At 64.4% G+C, this 14271-nt stretch carries 15 protein-coding genes and 1 pseudogene; 10 read left to right on the top strand and 6 right to left on the bottom strand.

Features of this window, described 5'->3' with window-relative positions; genetic code table 11:
• Nucleotides 1-50 precede the first annotated feature (50 nt).
• Nucleotides 51-2147 carry an EAL domain-containing protein gene (locus HB777_06650; protein ID QND63613.1) on the bottom strand — a complete coding sequence of 699 codons (2097 nt, stop codon included), beginning with the start codon at nucleotides 2145-2147 and terminating at the stop codon, nucleotides 51-53.
• Nucleotides 2148-2371: 224 nt separating this feature from the next.
• Here HB777_06650 and HB777_06645 point away from each other — a divergent pair, with 224 nt between their 5' ends.
• Nucleotides 2372-2821, top strand: a complete 450-nt coding sequence (locus HB777_06645; protein ID QND63612.1) for an ester cyclase — start codon at nucleotides 2372-2374, stop codon at nucleotides 2819-2821.
• Between the two features lie 289 nt (nucleotides 2822-3110).
• Nucleotides 3111-4175 (top strand): hypothetical protein, encoded by a 1065-nt coding sequence (locus HB777_06640; GenBank protein ID QND63611.1) that lies wholly within the window; start codon nucleotides 3111-3113, stop codon nucleotides 4173-4175.
• An 87-nt stretch (nucleotides 4176-4262) separates the two neighbouring features.
• Here the strand turns inward: HB777_06640 and HB777_06635 are convergent, their stop codons facing one another.
• Together HB777_06635 and HB777_06630 are read right to left on the bottom strand one after the other, a co-directional pair.
• Nucleotides 4263-4763 carry a hypothetical protein gene (locus tag HB777_06635; GenBank protein QND68687.1) on the bottom strand — a complete coding sequence of 167 codons (501 nt, stop codon included), beginning with the start codon at nucleotides 4761-4763 and terminating at the stop codon, nucleotides 4263-4265.
• Between the two features lie 151 nt (nucleotides 4764-4914).
• The gene (locus tag HB777_06630; protein QND63610.1) at nucleotides 4915-5241 is read right to left on the bottom strand and encodes a DUF1330 domain-containing protein; all 327 of its coding nucleotides are present in this window, start codon (nucleotides 5239-5241) and stop codon (nucleotides 4915-4917) included.
• Between the two features lie 177 nt (nucleotides 5242-5418).
• Here HB777_06630 and HB777_06625 point away from each other — a divergent pair, with 177 nt between their 5' ends.
• The 5 genes and pseudogenes from HB777_06625 (at nucleotide 5419) to HB777_06605 (ending at nucleotide 9133) form a co-directional block, all read left to right on the top strand.
• Entirely contained in the window at nucleotides 5419-6111 is a 693-nt protein-coding gene (locus tag HB777_06625) for a helix-turn-helix transcriptional regulator (protein QND63609.1), read from the top strand.
• A gap of 67 nt (nucleotides 6112-6178) precedes the next feature.
• Nucleotides 6179-7290: pseudogene (gene ada, locus HB777_06620) on the top strand (bifunctional DNA-binding transcriptional regulator/O6-methylguanine-DNA methyltransferase Ada).
• A gap of 12 nt (nucleotides 7291-7302) precedes the next feature.
• Nucleotides 7303-7533 (top strand): hypothetical protein, encoded by a 231-nt coding sequence (locus tag HB777_06615; protein ID QND63608.1) that lies wholly within the window; start codon nucleotides 7303-7305, stop codon nucleotides 7531-7533.
• 305 nt (nucleotides 7534-7838) lie between these two features.
• Nucleotides 7839-8393: a methylated-DNA--[protein]-cysteine S-methyltransferase gene (locus HB777_06610; protein QND63607.1), complete on the top strand. Its 555-nt coding sequence runs from the start codon at nucleotides 7839-7841 to the stop codon at nucleotides 8391-8393.
• The gene (locus HB777_06605) at nucleotides 8390-9133 is read left to right on the top strand and encodes a 2OG-Fe(II) oxygenase (GenBank protein ID QND63606.1); all 744 of its coding nucleotides are present in this window, start codon (nucleotides 8390-8392) and stop codon (nucleotides 9131-9133) included. Before HB777_06610 ends, HB777_06605 begins: the two co-directional genes overlap by 4 nt.
• 43 nt (nucleotides 9134-9176) lie before the next feature.
• On the opposite strand, the gene HB777_06600 is transcribed toward HB777_06605, so the two are convergent.
• From HB777_06600 to HB777_06590, 3 genes are all read right to left on the bottom strand, one after another.
• Nucleotides 9177-10109 carry a sigma-70 family RNA polymerase sigma factor gene (locus HB777_06600; protein QND63605.1) on the bottom strand — a complete coding sequence of 311 codons (933 nt, stop codon included), beginning with the start codon at nucleotides 10107-10109 and terminating at the stop codon, nucleotides 9177-9179.
• An 85-nt stretch (nucleotides 10110-10194) separates the two neighbouring features.
• Nucleotides 10195-11133, bottom strand: coding sequence for an alpha/beta hydrolase (locus HB777_06595; protein ID QND63604.1), 939 nt, complete (start codon nucleotides 11131-11133; stop codon nucleotides 10195-10197).
• Between the two features lie 99 nt (nucleotides 11134-11232).
• On the bottom strand, nucleotides 11233-11820 hold the full coding sequence (locus HB777_06590) for a dihydrofolate reductase family protein (GenBank protein QND63603.1): 588 nt from the start codon (nucleotides 11818-11820) through the stop codon (nucleotides 11233-11235).
• A gap of 144 nt (nucleotides 11821-11964) precedes the next feature.
• On the opposite strand from HB777_06590, the gene HB777_06585 reads away from it, so the two are divergent.
• The 3 genes from HB777_06585 to HB777_06575 all read left to right on the top strand — a co-directional run bounded on the left by HB777_06585 (nucleotide 11965) and on the right by HB777_06575 (nucleotide 14223).
• Nucleotides 11965-12381: a helix-turn-helix transcriptional regulator gene (locus HB777_06585; GenBank protein ID QND63602.1), complete on the top strand. Its 417-nt coding sequence runs from the start codon at nucleotides 11965-11967 to the stop codon at nucleotides 12379-12381.
• Nucleotides 12382-12503: 122 nt separating this feature from the next.
• A complete protein-coding gene (dinB, locus tag HB777_06580) occupies nucleotides 12504-13751 on the top strand; it encodes a DNA polymerase IV (GenBank protein QND63601.1) in 1248 nt (415 codons plus the stop codon).
• 244 nt (nucleotides 13752-13995) lie between these two features.
• Nucleotides 13996-14223: a hypothetical protein gene (locus HB777_06575; GenBank protein ID QND68686.1), complete on the top strand. Its 228-nt coding sequence runs from the start codon at nucleotides 13996-13998 to the stop codon at nucleotides 14221-14223.
• Nucleotides 14224-14271: the final 48 nt, after the last annotated feature.

The raw sequence follows: 14271 nt of genomic DNA, 5'->3' as shown, positions 1-14271 counted from the left end.
TGTTGAGATTCAGGTCGGCAGGCCCGGCCTGAATCTCGATACATCCAGGATTACGATGCCTTGCGGGCCGTCTCTGTCCCTGCCGCGCGCGCGACAATCTGCTCCAGCGGCTCTGGCCGGTGCAGCAAGAATCCCTGGCCGAAGGCGACGCCCATGTCGCTCAGCATCGCCAATGTCTCCTGCCGTTCGATCTTCTCGCCAACGACGTCGCAGCCGAGGCTGCGGGCGATGCTGGTGATGGCCAGCACGATCTCGCGGTCGAAGCGGCTTTGCGTGATGTGCTCGATGAAGGAACCGTCGATCTTGATCGTGTCGACGGGGAAGCGCCTGAGATATTCGAACGAGCTCATGCCGGCGCCGAAATCGTCCAGGCTGACCCGGCAGTGCCGCTCGCGCGCCTTGCGCACGAATTGTTCGGCAGCGTCGAAATTGGTGACGGCGGCGGTTTCGGTGATCTCGAAGCCGATGCCCGAATGCGGCGCCCCGGTTTCTTCGATGACACTGTCGACGAAGTCCCACAGCTGCGGATCGCTGAGCGTCTGCGCCGACAGGTTGAAGCCGAGCGTCAACGCGCCCGAGCGCAGGGCGGCACCATGCCGCGACAGCGCGGTGCGGATGATCCAGCGGTCGAGCCGCGACGCGATACCGAAGCGCTCGGCCACCGGAATGAACTCGCCGGGCGGCACCAGGCGGCCGTTGCGTGCAACGAGCCTGGCCAGCACTTCGACATGGCGGCTTTCTTGCCACGGCTTGCCCAGCAGATGGATTTCCTGGCCGAACAATTTCAGCCGCCCGTCTTCCATGGCATCGACGGTGTCGGCGGCGACGCGCGCGGCATTCAGCCCACCCGATCCCGCTTCCGCCGCCGCGGAGAACACCGCGAAACGGTTGCGGCCGGCAGCCTTGGCCGCGTAGCAGGCGTCGTCGGCGCAGGCCAGCGCGTCGGCCACCGTGGTGTTGGCGTCGTCGATGAAGGCGATGCCGATCGAGGCCGCCAGCTTGCGCGTCGACGCGGCCAGCCCGAGATCGGCCTCGCGTACCGCGCCGAGCACCGCAGCGGCGATCCGCTCGGCCTGTGCGGCATCGCAATGCGGCACCAGCAGCGCGAATTCGTCGCCGCCCAGCCGCGCCGCGTGTGCTGCCGGCGGCAGGCAGGCGCGAATGCCGGCGGCAACGCTCTTCAGCGCCAGGTCGCCGGCGGCGTGGCCGGCAAAGTCGTTGAGTGCCTTGAAGTAGTCGAGATCGACATAGAACACCGCCAGCGGCGCACCCGCCGCGATATGGTCGGCGAGCAGCCGGTCGAAGGCGGAGCGATTCCACAGGCCGGTCAGCGCGTCGTGACGGGCGGCATAGGCGAGTTCCTGCTCGCGCAGTTTTTCCTCGGTGATGTCGCGAACCGTGCCGAGGATCTGGCCGGCAGCACCCGCACCGGCGATGAACCGCACCAGCGATTCAACATGCCGGACCTGGCCGTCCCGCCGGATGATACGGTATTGCGAGGCCGTGACACCGTCCGAGCCGGGCGGCGGCAGGTGAGCCTGCTCGGTGGCCACCTTGTCGTCGGGGTGCAGATAACTATGCCAGAGGTCGGCGGTCACCTCGTCGGTATTGGCGACGAGGCCGAATATGTCCCTGGTGCGGGAGTCCCAATAGCTCTTGTTGGTGGCGATGTCGTAGTGCCAGATGCCGGTGCCGCTGGCGGCGAGCGCTAGCCGGAAGCGCACATTGACCTGCTCGAGCTCGGCTTCGGCGGCCTTCTGCCTGGTGATGTCGGTCTGCACGCCCATCAGCCTGAGCGGTTTACCCGTCGCGTCGCGCTCGACGATGCCGCCGCGATCGAGCACCCACACCCAGTGGCCCTGCTTGTGCTTCAGCCTGAGCTCGGTCTCGATGGCGTCGGTCTGTCCGGCAATGTGGCGGTCGCCGCTGGCCAGCGCCCGCTCGCGATCGTCGGGATGTGTCAGTTGCAGCCACAGATCAGCCGTGTCGGCAAGCTCGCCCTCCTCATAGCCGAGCATGCGCCACCATGTCGGCGAATAGAAGCAGCTGCCGTCGGCAATGTCCCAATCCCAGACGCCGAGATGAGCGCGTTCGAGCGCCAGCGCCCAGAACGCTCCATTGCGACTTTTCTTGTCCTGACGCGCCATCGTCTGTTTCGCTCATCCCCGCAGCGCGGCAATCTGCAGCAAAACCAGAGAAGAAAGCGTTACCTGGCTGAGATGGATGCTTTCCTTGCCTCCTCACCTGCCACACCCCGCCATTGGATTGGCCGGCAAGAACCGGAGTTTTGCACCCGCCGGATCGTCCTAGTCATGGCTTCAGGTCATCGACCAATTCGATGATCGCGTTGCAGAGACAAAAGGACCTCCCAATGACCAAGCAAGAAGACAACAAGGCCGTCGTCGTCAGATGGTTCACCGACTTCTGGGGTGAAACCTGCGATCTGTCCGTCGTCGACGACATCGCGGCACCCGACATGCTGCTGAAATACTCGCTGCACGAGCCGCGCCGCGGCCGCGGCGACATCAAGGCCTTCATGACCGACTTCCGCGCCGCCTTCCCGGACCTCAACTTCTGGGCCACGGCCGACCTGATTGCCGAGGGCGACTATGTCGTCGGCCAGTGGGAGGGCGGCGGCACGCATACCGGCCCGGCCTTCAGCGATTTCCTCGTCGGCTCGCTGCCGGCCGCCACCGGCCGCACCATGCGCTTCACCGGCACCACCGTGCTAAAGGTGATCGACGGCAGGATCGTCGAGGAAATCGGCCTTGATGACGGCGTCGCCGCCCTCACCCAGCTCGGCCTGGTCAAGGCCGCCTGATCGAGCCGCATGATTGAAAGCGGGCCATCGCCACCCAGGCGATGGCCCTGTTTCAACCGTAGCCGAAGCCTGATGACAAGGCAGCCCGACATTGAAGCCGCGAAAGGCGACGAATGATGCCAGCGCGTTACCCCGTAGCATCTTCGTAAATAGATCATTGCCAACAAACAATGCATTATATCTATCCGATACTTAATATCATAAATTGAAATAAGTGTAACAGAGTGGTAATACTTCATACTCGAAATACCCATAACAATCTTCTGGGCAGCTGGCGGGATGTCCTTCCATGAGTGAGCACACCGGGCAGCTGGGCGACAATCGTCGCCCAACTGCAATCCTTGACCTGGACATCGCGACAACCAGGGGCGGCTGGCTGCTTGTTGCCTTGTGTCTGACCTATGCCGTGACAGCTCTTTGCCTGCAGCCGGCTCGCTACCTGCATTTGGCGGAATCCTACGCCGAGCCGTTCGCCTTCTTCCTGCCCGCGCTTCTGGCGGCTGGCCTTGGTGTGGCGGGGCTGGCATTTGCCCGACATACCCCGACAAGGTTCGTCCTCGACATACTCAGGCAGCGTTGGCTGACAGCCGCGCCCATTGTCCTTCTGTTCTTTCTCGGCATCACCGCCTTCACCACCTTGAAGGTCACCATCCCGGACACGGTGCCGTTCTATGCCGACCGTGTCCTGGCGGAGCTTGATCTTCGGTTGCATGGCGTCGATCCCTGGGCATGGGCGCACAGCGTCGTTCCCGAACCTGTCTCGGTCGTCATTTTCGTCGGCTATGGATTTGGCTGGCTCGTGCAATGGTTCGGCATGGTGCTCTTCGTCGCCTTCTGGAACAATCCGGCCAGCCGCTTGCGCTATCTGTGGGCGTTCGCGCTGACCACGATCCTGTGCGGCACCATTCTTGCGACCCTGCTGTCGTCCACCGGCCCAATGTTCCACGACCAGTTCTACGGCGGTGACCGGTTTGCCGCACTGCGAACCGCCCTGGCGCAGAATCGCTACGCCGCGCCGGTCCATGTCTATGCCGACTATCTGCTTGCAGCCTACCAGAGTGGCCGCCCGGAACTGGGCGGCGGCATCTCCGCCATGCCAAGCATGCATGTCGCCATCGCCACGCTCAACGCGTTCTTCCTGACCGGCTTCGGTCGTCGGTGGGCAATCGCCGGCTGGTCCTTCGCGGCCTTCATCCTGTTCGGCTCGGTTTACACCGGCTGGCACTATGCCGTGGATGGCTATCTCTCGATCCTTGTCGTGTCCCTGCTCTGGTACCTGACCGGGCGGTTCGTTCTGCCGCAAGCGAGCCGGGATGCCATCGAGGTGGGATTGGCGCAGCCGGCGCCACCATGACCTGATCTGGCTGGGGCCGGAGCAACCTCGCCCCGTCTGCCTTTCGGGAAAGTGCCAGGCGGCGCTGGCGCCGCCTGGCCTTGCCGATTACTGGCTCGGCGCCATCGTGTGTTCGCATGACACTTTCGGGTTCATGTCGGCGAAAGTGCCGGTCGGGTTGCCCTTCCAGGCCCAGACATGGAGTTCGTAGAATTCACCCAGGCCGTAGCGGTTGGGCGCGCTGTTGAAATTGAACAGCTGCCCGTCCAGCGACGCCGGCCCCTTCGAGGTGATGTATTCGACCGCCACCAGTTGCAGCGTGCCGTCAGCCATCGGCTCGTACATCACCGCTTCAGGCCGGGCGATATCGATCTTGTCATCCTTCAGATACCCGCCGTTGACATAGTGGATGCCCATGGCGCCGCCGGTGATGCCGCTGGCGCAGGGAATGGGCGCATAGCCCTCTGATACAGCGGCCTTGACGTCGAGAAACCGGCTGTTGGCGGTCCGCACCTTGTCGGCCAGCGGATTGGGGCCGGACGCCGGCGCGGCCGCTTCCTGATGCGCCTGTGCGAAGGTGGTGCAGACAGCCAGCATGGCCCCGGCCATCATAAGCCTGTTGCGAAAGTTCAATATCATCTTCATTCCATTCTTCTTGAAAAAGCACAGCTGGCCGGCCGCCGAAAATACGGAGGCCCGGCAGGCAAGCGCTGTGGCTGTTGTTGCTTGGAGATCCCGAAAACGATGCCAGGGATGCCGGTCATCCCTTCGGCAGATACGGGATCGTTCCGGCCAGATCGGTGTTGTCGATCATCTGGAAACGGCTGTCGCTGCCGCCCTGACGGGCCGAAACGAAGGGCGCATAGGCCGGATCGCTGGTGAAGGCACGGGCCGCCGCTTCCGACGGGAACGCCATCAGGGCAATCAGCGTGGTGTCGAGCGGCTTGCCTTCAAGCGTCTTCACATTGCCGCTGCGCGACAGATACCTGCCGCCATGCTTGTGGACGAGGTCATGCACCGATGCGGCGTAGGCCGGCACCCACTGTGGGTCGTTTATCTTGATGTCTGCGATAACGTAAGCGGTCATGGTAGTCTCCTGGTTGCGGCGCACAGGGATATCCCGTGCAACCGGCCAAAGGGCTCGCATGGCAAGGCGCTCGCCAACCAGTCCGCGATCTGTACTGGGGCAGTACAGTTTCCGTACTGGCTGCTTCATTCATGAAGGCCTAATGTTCGGCCCAGTTTCGAGGGAGGGACACAGATCATGACCCAGCACGGATACAAACAGTTCTGTCCGCTATCGATGGCCGCCGAGGTTCTGTGCACGCGCTGGACGATGGTGCTGATGCGCGAACTGGTGGCGGGTTCGACCCGCTTCAACGACCTGCGCCGCGGCGTCCCCAAAATGTCGCCGACCCTTCTGTCGCAACGGCTGAAGGAACTTGAACTGGCCGGCATCGTCGAGCGCAAGGAAGTGCCGGGCGAAAAAGGGATATTCGAGTATCGGCTGACGGAAGCCGGCCGAGACTTGCGCCCGGTCGTCGAGGCGATGGGCTTCTGGGGACAGAAATGGGTCGAGTCCCGGCTATCGCTCAAGAACCTCGATCCGTCGTTGCTGATGTGGGACATGCGGCGCAATTTGAACCCCTCGCCGCTGCCCGAGGGACGCACGGTGATACAATTCCTGTATCAGGACCTACCGGCGTCCAAACGGTCGTGGTGGCTGATCGTCGAGAAGCACGGCGAGGTCGATCTGTGCTGGTACGATCCGGGCTTCGATGTCGACCTTTACGTCTCGACCGACCTGCACACGATGACGGCGATCTGGATGGGATTGCTGACCGTCGAGAAGGCCGGCGCGAAGGTTGCCCTGACCGGCGACCAGGCCATCGGCAGGAAGATGCAGACCTGGCTTGGGCTCAGCCCGTTTGCGGTGGAGCCCAAGCGCGCGGCGTAGGAGAACCGGCGGGAGGTTGTCAGGAAACGGGTGGCGGGGCCTTCTTCCAGCGGCTTCAATGCCGGCCATGTTCATCACCCTGGCGAAAAATCTGAAATCCACGCCGCTGCAAGTCGCCGATGATCCGCGCTGGGGGCGCATTGTTGCGCGCGACAAATCGGCCGACGGCGAATTCTGGTATTCGGTGGCGACGACCGGTGTCTATTGCCGGCCCTCCTGCCCGTCGCGGCGCGCCAACCCGGGGAATGTGCAGTTGCACGGCACGCTGGATCAGGCCAGGGCGACCGGCTTTCGCCCGTGCCGGCGCTGCAATCCGGATGGTCCGTCGCTCGAGGCCGGCAATGCGGCGATGGTCGCCGATGCCTGCCGCAGGATCGAACAGAGCGAGGAAGAACCGTCGCTTGGAGAGTTGGCTGATGCCGCCGGCCGCAGCGCCGGTTATTTCCACCGCATCTTCAAGGCCGTCACCGGGCTGACGCCGAAGGACTATGCCGCAGCGCACCGCGCCGCCAGGGTCCGCCAGGGCCTGGAAGACGGCGCCAGCGTCACGACGGCGATCTACGACGCCGGCTTCAATTCGAGCGGGCGTTTCTACGAGAAATCGACCGGCATGCTCGGCATGACGCCGACACGCTATCGCGCCGGCGGCGCCCATGAAGAGATCCGCTTTGCCGTCGGCGAATCCTCGCTCGGCGCCATCCTGGTCGCGTCGAGCCAAAGGGCGTCGCCTCGATCCTGCTCGGCGACGATCCCGACGCGCTGGTGCGCGACCTCCAGGACCGTTTCCCCAAGGCACGGCTCATCGGCGGCGACCGCGACTATGAGGCGTTGGTCGCCCGCGTCGTCGGTTTCGTGGAAGTGCCGGCGCTCGGCCTCGACCTACCGCTCGACGTGCGCGGCACCGCCTTCCAGCAGCGCGTCTGGCAGGCCCTGCAGGACATTCCCGTCGGCCGCACGGTTTCCTATGCCGAGATCGCGCAACGCATCGGCGCGCCGAATGAGACCCGCGCCATCGCCGCCGCCTGCGCCGCCAACAGCCTTGCCGTCGCCATTCCCTGCCATCGCGTGATCCGCAAGGATGGCGCCCTGTCCGGCTACGCCTGGGGTGCGGAGCGCAAACGCGCGCTGCTCGACCGCGAGGCAGCGTCCGACCATGCCAACCGGTCGGTGCGGGCCTGACGAGGACCGGCAATGCGCGCGATGGCAAGGTCTCATGACAGCGTCACCGATGGGACAGCCCGCATCACCGCCGCCAGCAACCGCGCCCAAGAGGCGAAGTCCAAGGTCATGGCCGCCATAGGCGAACTTGTCGATGAGGGTAAAGCCGAGTGGAACCACACCGCCACCGGCGAGATCGAACTGCGGCTGCTGAATGGCGAGGTGTTTGTGCTTGGCGAGGTGTCGGTCACGCGTGTGGCATGAGTGTGCTTGACCGAAATGCGAATGATCCAAATCAGCGCTCTACGGCGCCCCCTCTGTCCTGCCGGACATCTCCCCCACGAGGGGGAGATTGGCAGTTCTGGCGCCGGCTCTCTTCTTGCAACGTTGAAGATTGGCGAAGGCCGTCGTGACGGCCGATCTCCCCACCCGTGGGGGAGATGTCCGGCAGGACAGAGGGGGGCGCCGTAGAGCACCTGCCTTGGAGATTCGAATTTGAAAGCAAGCACCGGAGTGAGACACGGCCGGCACGTGGCTAGGGTTCAGGCACAGACAAAGGAGTGAAGGCAATGAACCTTATACAGACTCAAATGGCGGCACCGGCGACCGTCCACAACGCCCTCGACACCGTAGCCTACGCCATCGGCGAATCTCCGCTCGGCAAGATCCTGGCGGCGCGCAGCCACATCGGCGTCTGCGCCATCCTGATCGGCTCGGACGCCGAGGCGCTGGAGCAGGACCTCGCCAACCGCTTCCCCGGCAAGATGCTGGTCGAGGACGAGGCCGCCCTGCGCGACGATCTCGCGGCTATCGCGCGCTTCATCGAGACGCCCGGCGCTGGCCTCGACCTGCCGCTCGACATGCGCCACGGCACGCCATTCCAGCAACAGGTTTGGGCCGTTCTGCGCGCCATCCCGTGTGGCGCCACCATCACCTACACCGCACTGGCCCGTCGTCTCGGTCAGCCGACCGGCGCCCGTGCCGTGGCTACCGCCTGTGCGGCCAATGCGATTGCGCTCGGCATTCCCTGCCACCGCGTTGTTCGCGCCGATGGCACGCTGGCCGGCTATCGCTGGGGCGTCGAACGCAAGCGCGCCCTGCTTAACAAGGAGGCTGCGATATGAATGCCCATGCCAAAATTGCCACATCGGTGGTCGAAGCCGCTCAGACACGCGTCGCCGCCTACGACTGGCCAACCCTTGCCACCGAACTCGACGGCTTCGGCTGCGCGGTGATCGAGAAGCTGCTCTCGCCCGAAGAGTGCCGGCGAATCGCCGGCCTCTATGCCAAGGAAGAGCATTTCCGCAGCCACATCCATATGGCCAGGCACGGCTTCGGCAAGGGCGAGTACCGCTACTTCCGCTATCCCTTGCCCGACCTTTTGGGCGGCCTGCGCAGCGCGCTCTATCCCAGGCTGGCCGAGGTCGCCAATCGGTGGAACGAGCGCATGGGGCAGGCCATGCGCTATCCCGCGACGCATGCGGCGTTTCTCGAGCAATGCCATGCCGCCGGCCAGACGCGGCCGACGCCGCTGCTGTTGCAATATGTGCCTGGCGACTTCAACTGCCTGCACCAGGACCTCTATGGCGACCTCGCCTTCCCGCTGCAGGTGGCGATCCTGCTCTCTGAACCCGGCCAGGATTTCACCGGCGGCGAGTTCGCCCTGACCGAACAGCGGCCGCGCATGCAGAGCCGGGTCGAGGTGGTGCCGCTGCGCCAGGGCGATGCTGTCGTCTTCGCCGTCCACAACAGGCCGGTGCAGGGAAGCAAAGGCAATTACCGCGTCAACCTGCGCCACGGCGTCAGCCGGTTGCGCTCAGGCATGCGCCACACCGTCGGCATCATTTTTCACGATGCGAAGTGAGCGTTTCTCCCTTCTCCCCTGTGGGAGAAGGGAAGGCCGCGCTTCATCCCGCGTCCTCGAAGACCATATCCAGTATCCAGGGGCAGGCATAATAGTCGGAAATGCGGACGATGACGCCGCCATCGGCATGGATCCGCACGAGATACGCCGGCCGCCATTCCTCGCCATGCAGCCTGTCGACGACCAGCACGATCTCCCCTTCGATCGTGTCTGGCCGCATACGCCAGGGCTCGCCGCGCTCATATTCGACGAAGTAGGGCGAGCCCGACAGCAGGCCGTTGTAGCAGTCCGAGACCCGCAGCCGCGCATCGGCGCTAGCCATTGCCCGCACCCCATCCCAGTCTCGCCTGTTGAACAATTCTACATAGCGATCGAGCAGCCGCGCCAGTTCGGGGTCGTATAGGGGTGCCGCGACCGGTTGCGCCGGCAAGGCGGCGAGCTTGGCGCGGCCGCGGTTGAGCGCCGACTTGACGCCACCTGATGTCGAGCCGACCAGCTCGGCGATTTCCTCAAGCGAATGGTCGAAGACATCCTTGAGCAGCACGCAGGCGCGCTCCTTCGGCGGCAGGTGCACGACCAGCCGCTCGATGGCACGGCCGGCGCCCAGCCCGGCGGGCTCGACAGGCGGCACGACGTCGTCGCCGGCATAGCCGGCCTCGGCTCGCTGTCGCGCCTGGCGGTTGCGGATAAAGTCGATGCAACGATTGTGGGCGATCCGGAACAGCCAGGGCCGCAGCGCCTGCGCATCGTCGAGCCGTTCGATCTTGCGATAGGCCTCGAACAGCGCCTCTTGCATGATGTCCTCGCCATCGAGGGCCGAACCGGTCATGCGGGCGCAGTACCGGTGCAGCTTGACGCGCAGATGCGACACTGTCTCCAGGAACGCTGCGTAGCGCAGGTCGAACAGGCCTTCGGGGACGAGGCGCGGCTGCATCCCCTTTTCCAGTGCAACGGATTTGCGGATCTGCTGGTTCATCGCGGCATAACGGTCAGCGTCACCACACCATTGCGCAAGTGCCGCACTTCCACAAGCACGAAGCCCGACACCAACCGGCGCATGCTCATGCCGCCCTGTCTGCGGCAGCTTTGTCACCGGTAGCTGACAGGCCCAGTCTCGGCCGTACCCAGGTGGCGAAGCGGCCGATCGCGTCGTCGGCCTCCGGCGCCCGGCCGGCCATCATCTGGAAGGAATGCAGCATGTCGTCAAAGACGTCGAGCCGCGTCTCGACGCCGGCCAGCCTGGCGCGCTCGGCGAACATGCGGCTTTCGTCGACCAGCGTCTCGTCGGCGCCGGCCTGCAGGAAGACGGGCGGAAAGCCGCTCAAATCGGCATAAAGCGGGCTGACCTCCGGATCGAGCCGGTCGTAGTCGCCGATGAAGTTGGTCACCAGCCAGTCGACGCCCCCCTTGGCGAAGAAGGGATCCTTTTCGCGGTTGGTTTCGTAGCTGGCAGCGGTCAGCGCCATGTCGAACCAGCCGGACATCATCAGCGTGGCGGCCGGCAGCGGCCGACCTTGCGCGCGCAGCCGTTGCAGGACGCCATAGGTCAGCACCGCGCCGCAGGAATCGCCCGCTAGCGCGATCGTCTTTGCGTCGAAGCCCTGGTCGATGAGCCAGTTCCAGGATGCCATCGCCGCCTCGAGCTGGGCCGGATACTTGCCCTGGTTCGCCAGGGGATAGCCATAGAGCAAGGCCCGGCAGCCGACGGCCTTGGCCAGATGGCCGACCAGCTTGCGGTGGGTGTAGATCGAGCCGCCGAGGAAGCCGCCGCCATGCGCATAAAACAGCGCCCGCTCCTCGCCGGCGCCCTTCGGCACGACCCATAGCGCCGGCACACCGCCAACATCCACCTCGATATAGTCGACGCCGCCTGGTTCGCCGGTCAGCGCTGTCCAGCTGGTATCGCTGAACTCGACGAACGCCTGCGGGCTCATTTTGCCGGCATTAGCGCCGATCGCCGCGTAGTGGTTCCTGTTTGCTTCGCTCTCGATGCTCGGCATGATGCTCTCCTGGGGTTGCGGATCGCGGATTGCGATCTTCCAAGCCAGAGACGGATGGGCTGATCAAAAGGATACGTCAGATCAGGATTTTCTCTTTCCTCACCGCGCCAGCGCGTAGCGGTTGACCACCATGCCGCAGGCATAGGCCTTCGAGCCGAGCAGCGCCAAGTTTTGGAAACCGCCCTGGTCGAAGATGCGGCGTCCCGCCCCCAGCACAGCCGGGTTGACGAACAGCTGGAATTCGTCGACCAGCCCGGCAGCGATCAGCGACGACGCGAAACCGGCGCCACCGAAGACGGCCATGTCGCCGCCCTCACCCGCCTTCAGCGCGTTGACTTCGCGCGGCAGGTCGCCGCTGGCCACCCTCGTGCGCTCCCAGACCGAAGCCTTGAGCTTGTCGCTCAGCACCACCTTCTGGGCGTCGACGACGCGTTGCGCAAAGGCATAGAACGGATCGCGCGGAAATTTCTTCGCCGCATTGCCCCAATGGGTGAGATAGCCCTCCTGCGCCATCTTGCGGCTGAGCAATATGGTGTCGATGCCGGCGAAGACGGTGTTGAAGTCCTGCTTCAGCGCGTCGTCCCAGGTGCTCTCGTCACCCCATTCCCAGAGCTGCCAGCGATGGTCGTCATTGGCGCCGACAAAACCGTCGACCGACATCTGCATCTGAAGGATCAGCTTTCTCATCATCGTTCTCCTCGGTTTGTCCTGCCTCAAAGCGTGCGTCCAGCGAGCCTCCGCAATCAACGTTATATGATTTACATTTGGAACCATTGACGCGAGGCAAAAATGATGTCAATAGTAAAGTGATTTAAAAATGGAACCATAACCATGTCGACGCGTGAACGATCCGGCTGCCCGATCAGCCTGTCGCTGGAACTGCTCGGCGACCGCTGGACGCTGCTCATCATCCGCGACCTGGTCTTCGCCGGGAAAAAGCATTTTCGCGAGTTCCTTCAATCCGATGAAGGCATCTCCTCGCGCACGCTGGCAGAGCGGCTGCAGACGCTGCAGGACGAAGGCATCCTCACCAGAAGCGACGATCCGACCCACGGGCTGAAGGCGATCTACCGGCTGACCGAGGCCGGCATCGACCTTCTGCCCGTGCTGGCCACGCTCGGCGCCTGGGGCAGCAAGCACCGCAAGGCGGACGACAAGCTGGCCCGCATCGCAGACGAGCTGGCGGCCGGCGGCGAACCGGCGCTGGAACGGATGAAGGCGGCGCTGCGGGCCGATCATATCGTCTAGGTGGCGGCGCTCAAGCCGAGCCGGCACTGCTCTTTGCTGCACAAATCGCTCGCCGCTTGACAATCACCCCCTTTTGTTCTCTATTTGTTCCTGTCTATCAGCAACTGCGGATGTGCGGTCGGATGGAGACGACAGCCACCATCCTGCATGCCGATCTCGACGCCTTCTATGCCTCGGTCGAGCAGCTGCTCGACCCGTCACTGCGCGGCAAGCCGATCGCGGTGGGCGGTGGCGTGGTGCTCGCCGCCTCCTACGAGGCCCGCGCCTTCGGCGTGCGTGGTGGCATGCCGGGACGCAAGGCGCGCGAGCTGTGCCCGCAGCTGATCTTTGTCGGCGGCAATTTCAGCCACTACCAGCGCCTGGGCGACGCGGCGATAAAAGTGCTCGACGATTTCACGCCGCTGGTCGAGCGCATTTCCATCGACGAGGCCTTTGCCGATGTCGCCGGCTGCACGCATCTGTTCGGCTCGCCGCAAGAGATCGCCACGACCATCCGCCGCCGCGTTCGGGCCGAACTCGGCCTGCCGATCTCGATCGGCGTGGCACGCACCAAGCATCTGGCCAAGATCGCCTCGCAGGTGGCCAAGCCCGACGGGCTGGTCGTCGTCGAGCCCGGCACCGAGATCGCCTTCCTGCACGATCTGCCTGTCGGACTGATGTGGGGCGTCGGCCCGGCGACCAGAGCGCGGCTGGCCGAAATCGGCGTCGAGACCATCGGCCAGCTGGCCAGGACCCACAGCGGCGCGCTGACGCGGCTGCTCGGTCCCGCCGCCGGCGAAAAGCTCGCCGCCCTGTCCTGGAACCGCGACCCGCGAAAGCTGGAGACGAAGCGCCGCGCGCATTCCGCCGGCGCACAATCGGCCCTTGGCCAGAAGCCGGCCGTCGCACGGGTCATCGTGCCCACTCTGCTGCATCTGGCCGACCGCGTCGCCAGCCGGCTGCGCGCCAAGGCGCGGCCCGGCCGCACGGTGACGGTGCGCGTGCGCTTTGCCGATCTCAGCACCGTTTCGCGCTCGATCACCCTTGACCAGCCGATCTCGGCGACAACGATGCTGGCCGAGATCGCCGGCGATCTGGTGCGCGGCGTGCTTGCCGACCACCGCCAGGAGAAGACGATCTCGCTGATGGCGGTCTCGGTGTCGCACCTGGAGGAAAGCATCGAGCTACAGCTCGAACTGCCGCTCGGCCTTGCCGACGAGAAACGCCGGCCCGGCACCAGGAAAGGCCTGGCACGCTTCGACGCCGACCGCGCCATCGACAAGATCCGCGAGCGCTTCGGCAAACAGGCGGTCGGCTACGGCACGGTGGCGCTGGAGGCGGCACGCTCGGTGCCCGACGAATTCAGGGAGTTGGCGGAGAAGGAGCTGTGAGCGCGGTTGACATTATCCTGAATGTGACCGCGCCGGCACGGTAACCAAGGGGCCGCAGGCAGTGAAAAATCTTGATCTCCGCACACTGGCTATTCGAGTAAGATGTAGCTGACACAAGCCATGGACTCTCATGTTCGCACCCTTCATCGTTTGCGCGTTGGTCACAGCTCTCAGCGCGGTTGTCAGTCTCGGTTTTTCCCTGGCCGCCGTCACGAACGAAACCGGCAGCGCCCGGACAGTGGCATTGTACGGCTGTGCACGCAGCTCAGCTTTGGTGATCGCAAGCGTCGTGCCATTTTTTACAGGTTCGACGGAGTGGCTTGAGGCCATCGCCTGGATAATGATCCTTGTGCAGGCTGGAGATGCCATCATAGGCGCCACGATCGACGATCGGATGAAAACCTTCGGCCCGGCCGGCACATCGCTCGCCAACCTTCTCGCTCTCCTATGGCTCATCCAGTCTGTTCAATGAGATCGCGACAAACAGCTTCAGCGCGCGATATCGGGGCGGCTGAAGCGT

This window comes from Mesorhizobium loti (assembly GCA_014189435.1).
Classification (GTDB): domain Bacteria; phylum Pseudomonadota; class Alphaproteobacteria; order Rhizobiales; family Rhizobiaceae; genus Mesorhizobium; species Mesorhizobium loti_G.
This window is presented reverse-complemented; position numbering and strand designations above follow the sequence as displayed.

What these genes read in the sequence shown, in the direction of transcription:
- HB777_06650 (QND63613.1), bottom strand. Translation starts at nt 2,147, where the DNA reads ATGGCGCGTCAGGACAAGAAAAGTCGCAATGGAGCGTTCTGGGCGCTG.
- HB777_06645 (QND63612.1), top strand. Translation starts at nt 2,372, where the DNA reads ATGACCAAGCAAGAAGACAACAAGGCCGTCGTCGTCAGATGGTTCACC.
- HB777_06640 (QND63611.1), top strand. Translation starts at nt 3,111, where the DNA reads ATGAGTGAGCACACCGGGCAGCTGGGCGACAATCGTCGCCCAACTGCA.
- HB777_06635 (QND68687.1), bottom strand. Translation starts at nt 4,763, where the DNA reads ATGGCCGGGGCCATGCTGGCTGTCTGCACCACCTTCGCACAGGCGCAT.
- HB777_06630 (QND63610.1), bottom strand. Translation starts at nt 5,241, where the DNA reads ATGACCGCTTACGTTATCGCAGACATCAAGATAAACGACCCACAGTGG.
- HB777_06625 (QND63609.1), top strand. Translation starts at nt 5,419, where the DNA reads ATGACCCAGCACGGATACAAACAGTTCTGTCCGCTATCGATGGCCGCC.
- HB777_06615 (QND63608.1), top strand. Translation starts at nt 7,303, where the DNA reads ATGCGCGCGATGGCAAGGTCTCATGACAGCGTCACCGATGGGACAGCC.
- HB777_06610 (QND63607.1), top strand. Translation starts at nt 7,839, where the DNA reads ATGAACCTTATACAGACTCAAATGGCGGCACCGGCGACCGTCCACAAC.
- HB777_06605 (QND63606.1), top strand. Translation starts at nt 8,390, where the DNA reads ATGAATGCCCATGCCAAAATTGCCACATCGGTGGTCGAAGCCGCTCAG.
- HB777_06600 (QND63605.1), bottom strand. Translation starts at nt 10,109, where the DNA reads ATGAACCAGCAGATCCGCAAATCCGTTGCACTGGAAAAGGGGATGCAG.
- HB777_06595 (QND63604.1), bottom strand. Translation starts at nt 11,133, where the DNA reads ATGCCGAGCATCGAGAGCGAAGCAAACAGGAACCACTACGCGGCGATC.
- HB777_06590 (QND63603.1), bottom strand. Translation starts at nt 11,820, where the DNA reads ATGAGAAAGCTGATCCTTCAGATGCAGATGTCGGTCGACGGTTTTGTC.
- HB777_06585 (QND63602.1), top strand. Translation starts at nt 11,965, where the DNA reads ATGTCGACGCGTGAACGATCCGGCTGCCCGATCAGCCTGTCGCTGGAA.
- dinB (QND63601.1), top strand. Translation starts at nt 12,504, where the DNA reads ATGGAGACGACAGCCACCATCCTGCATGCCGATCTCGACGCCTTCTAT.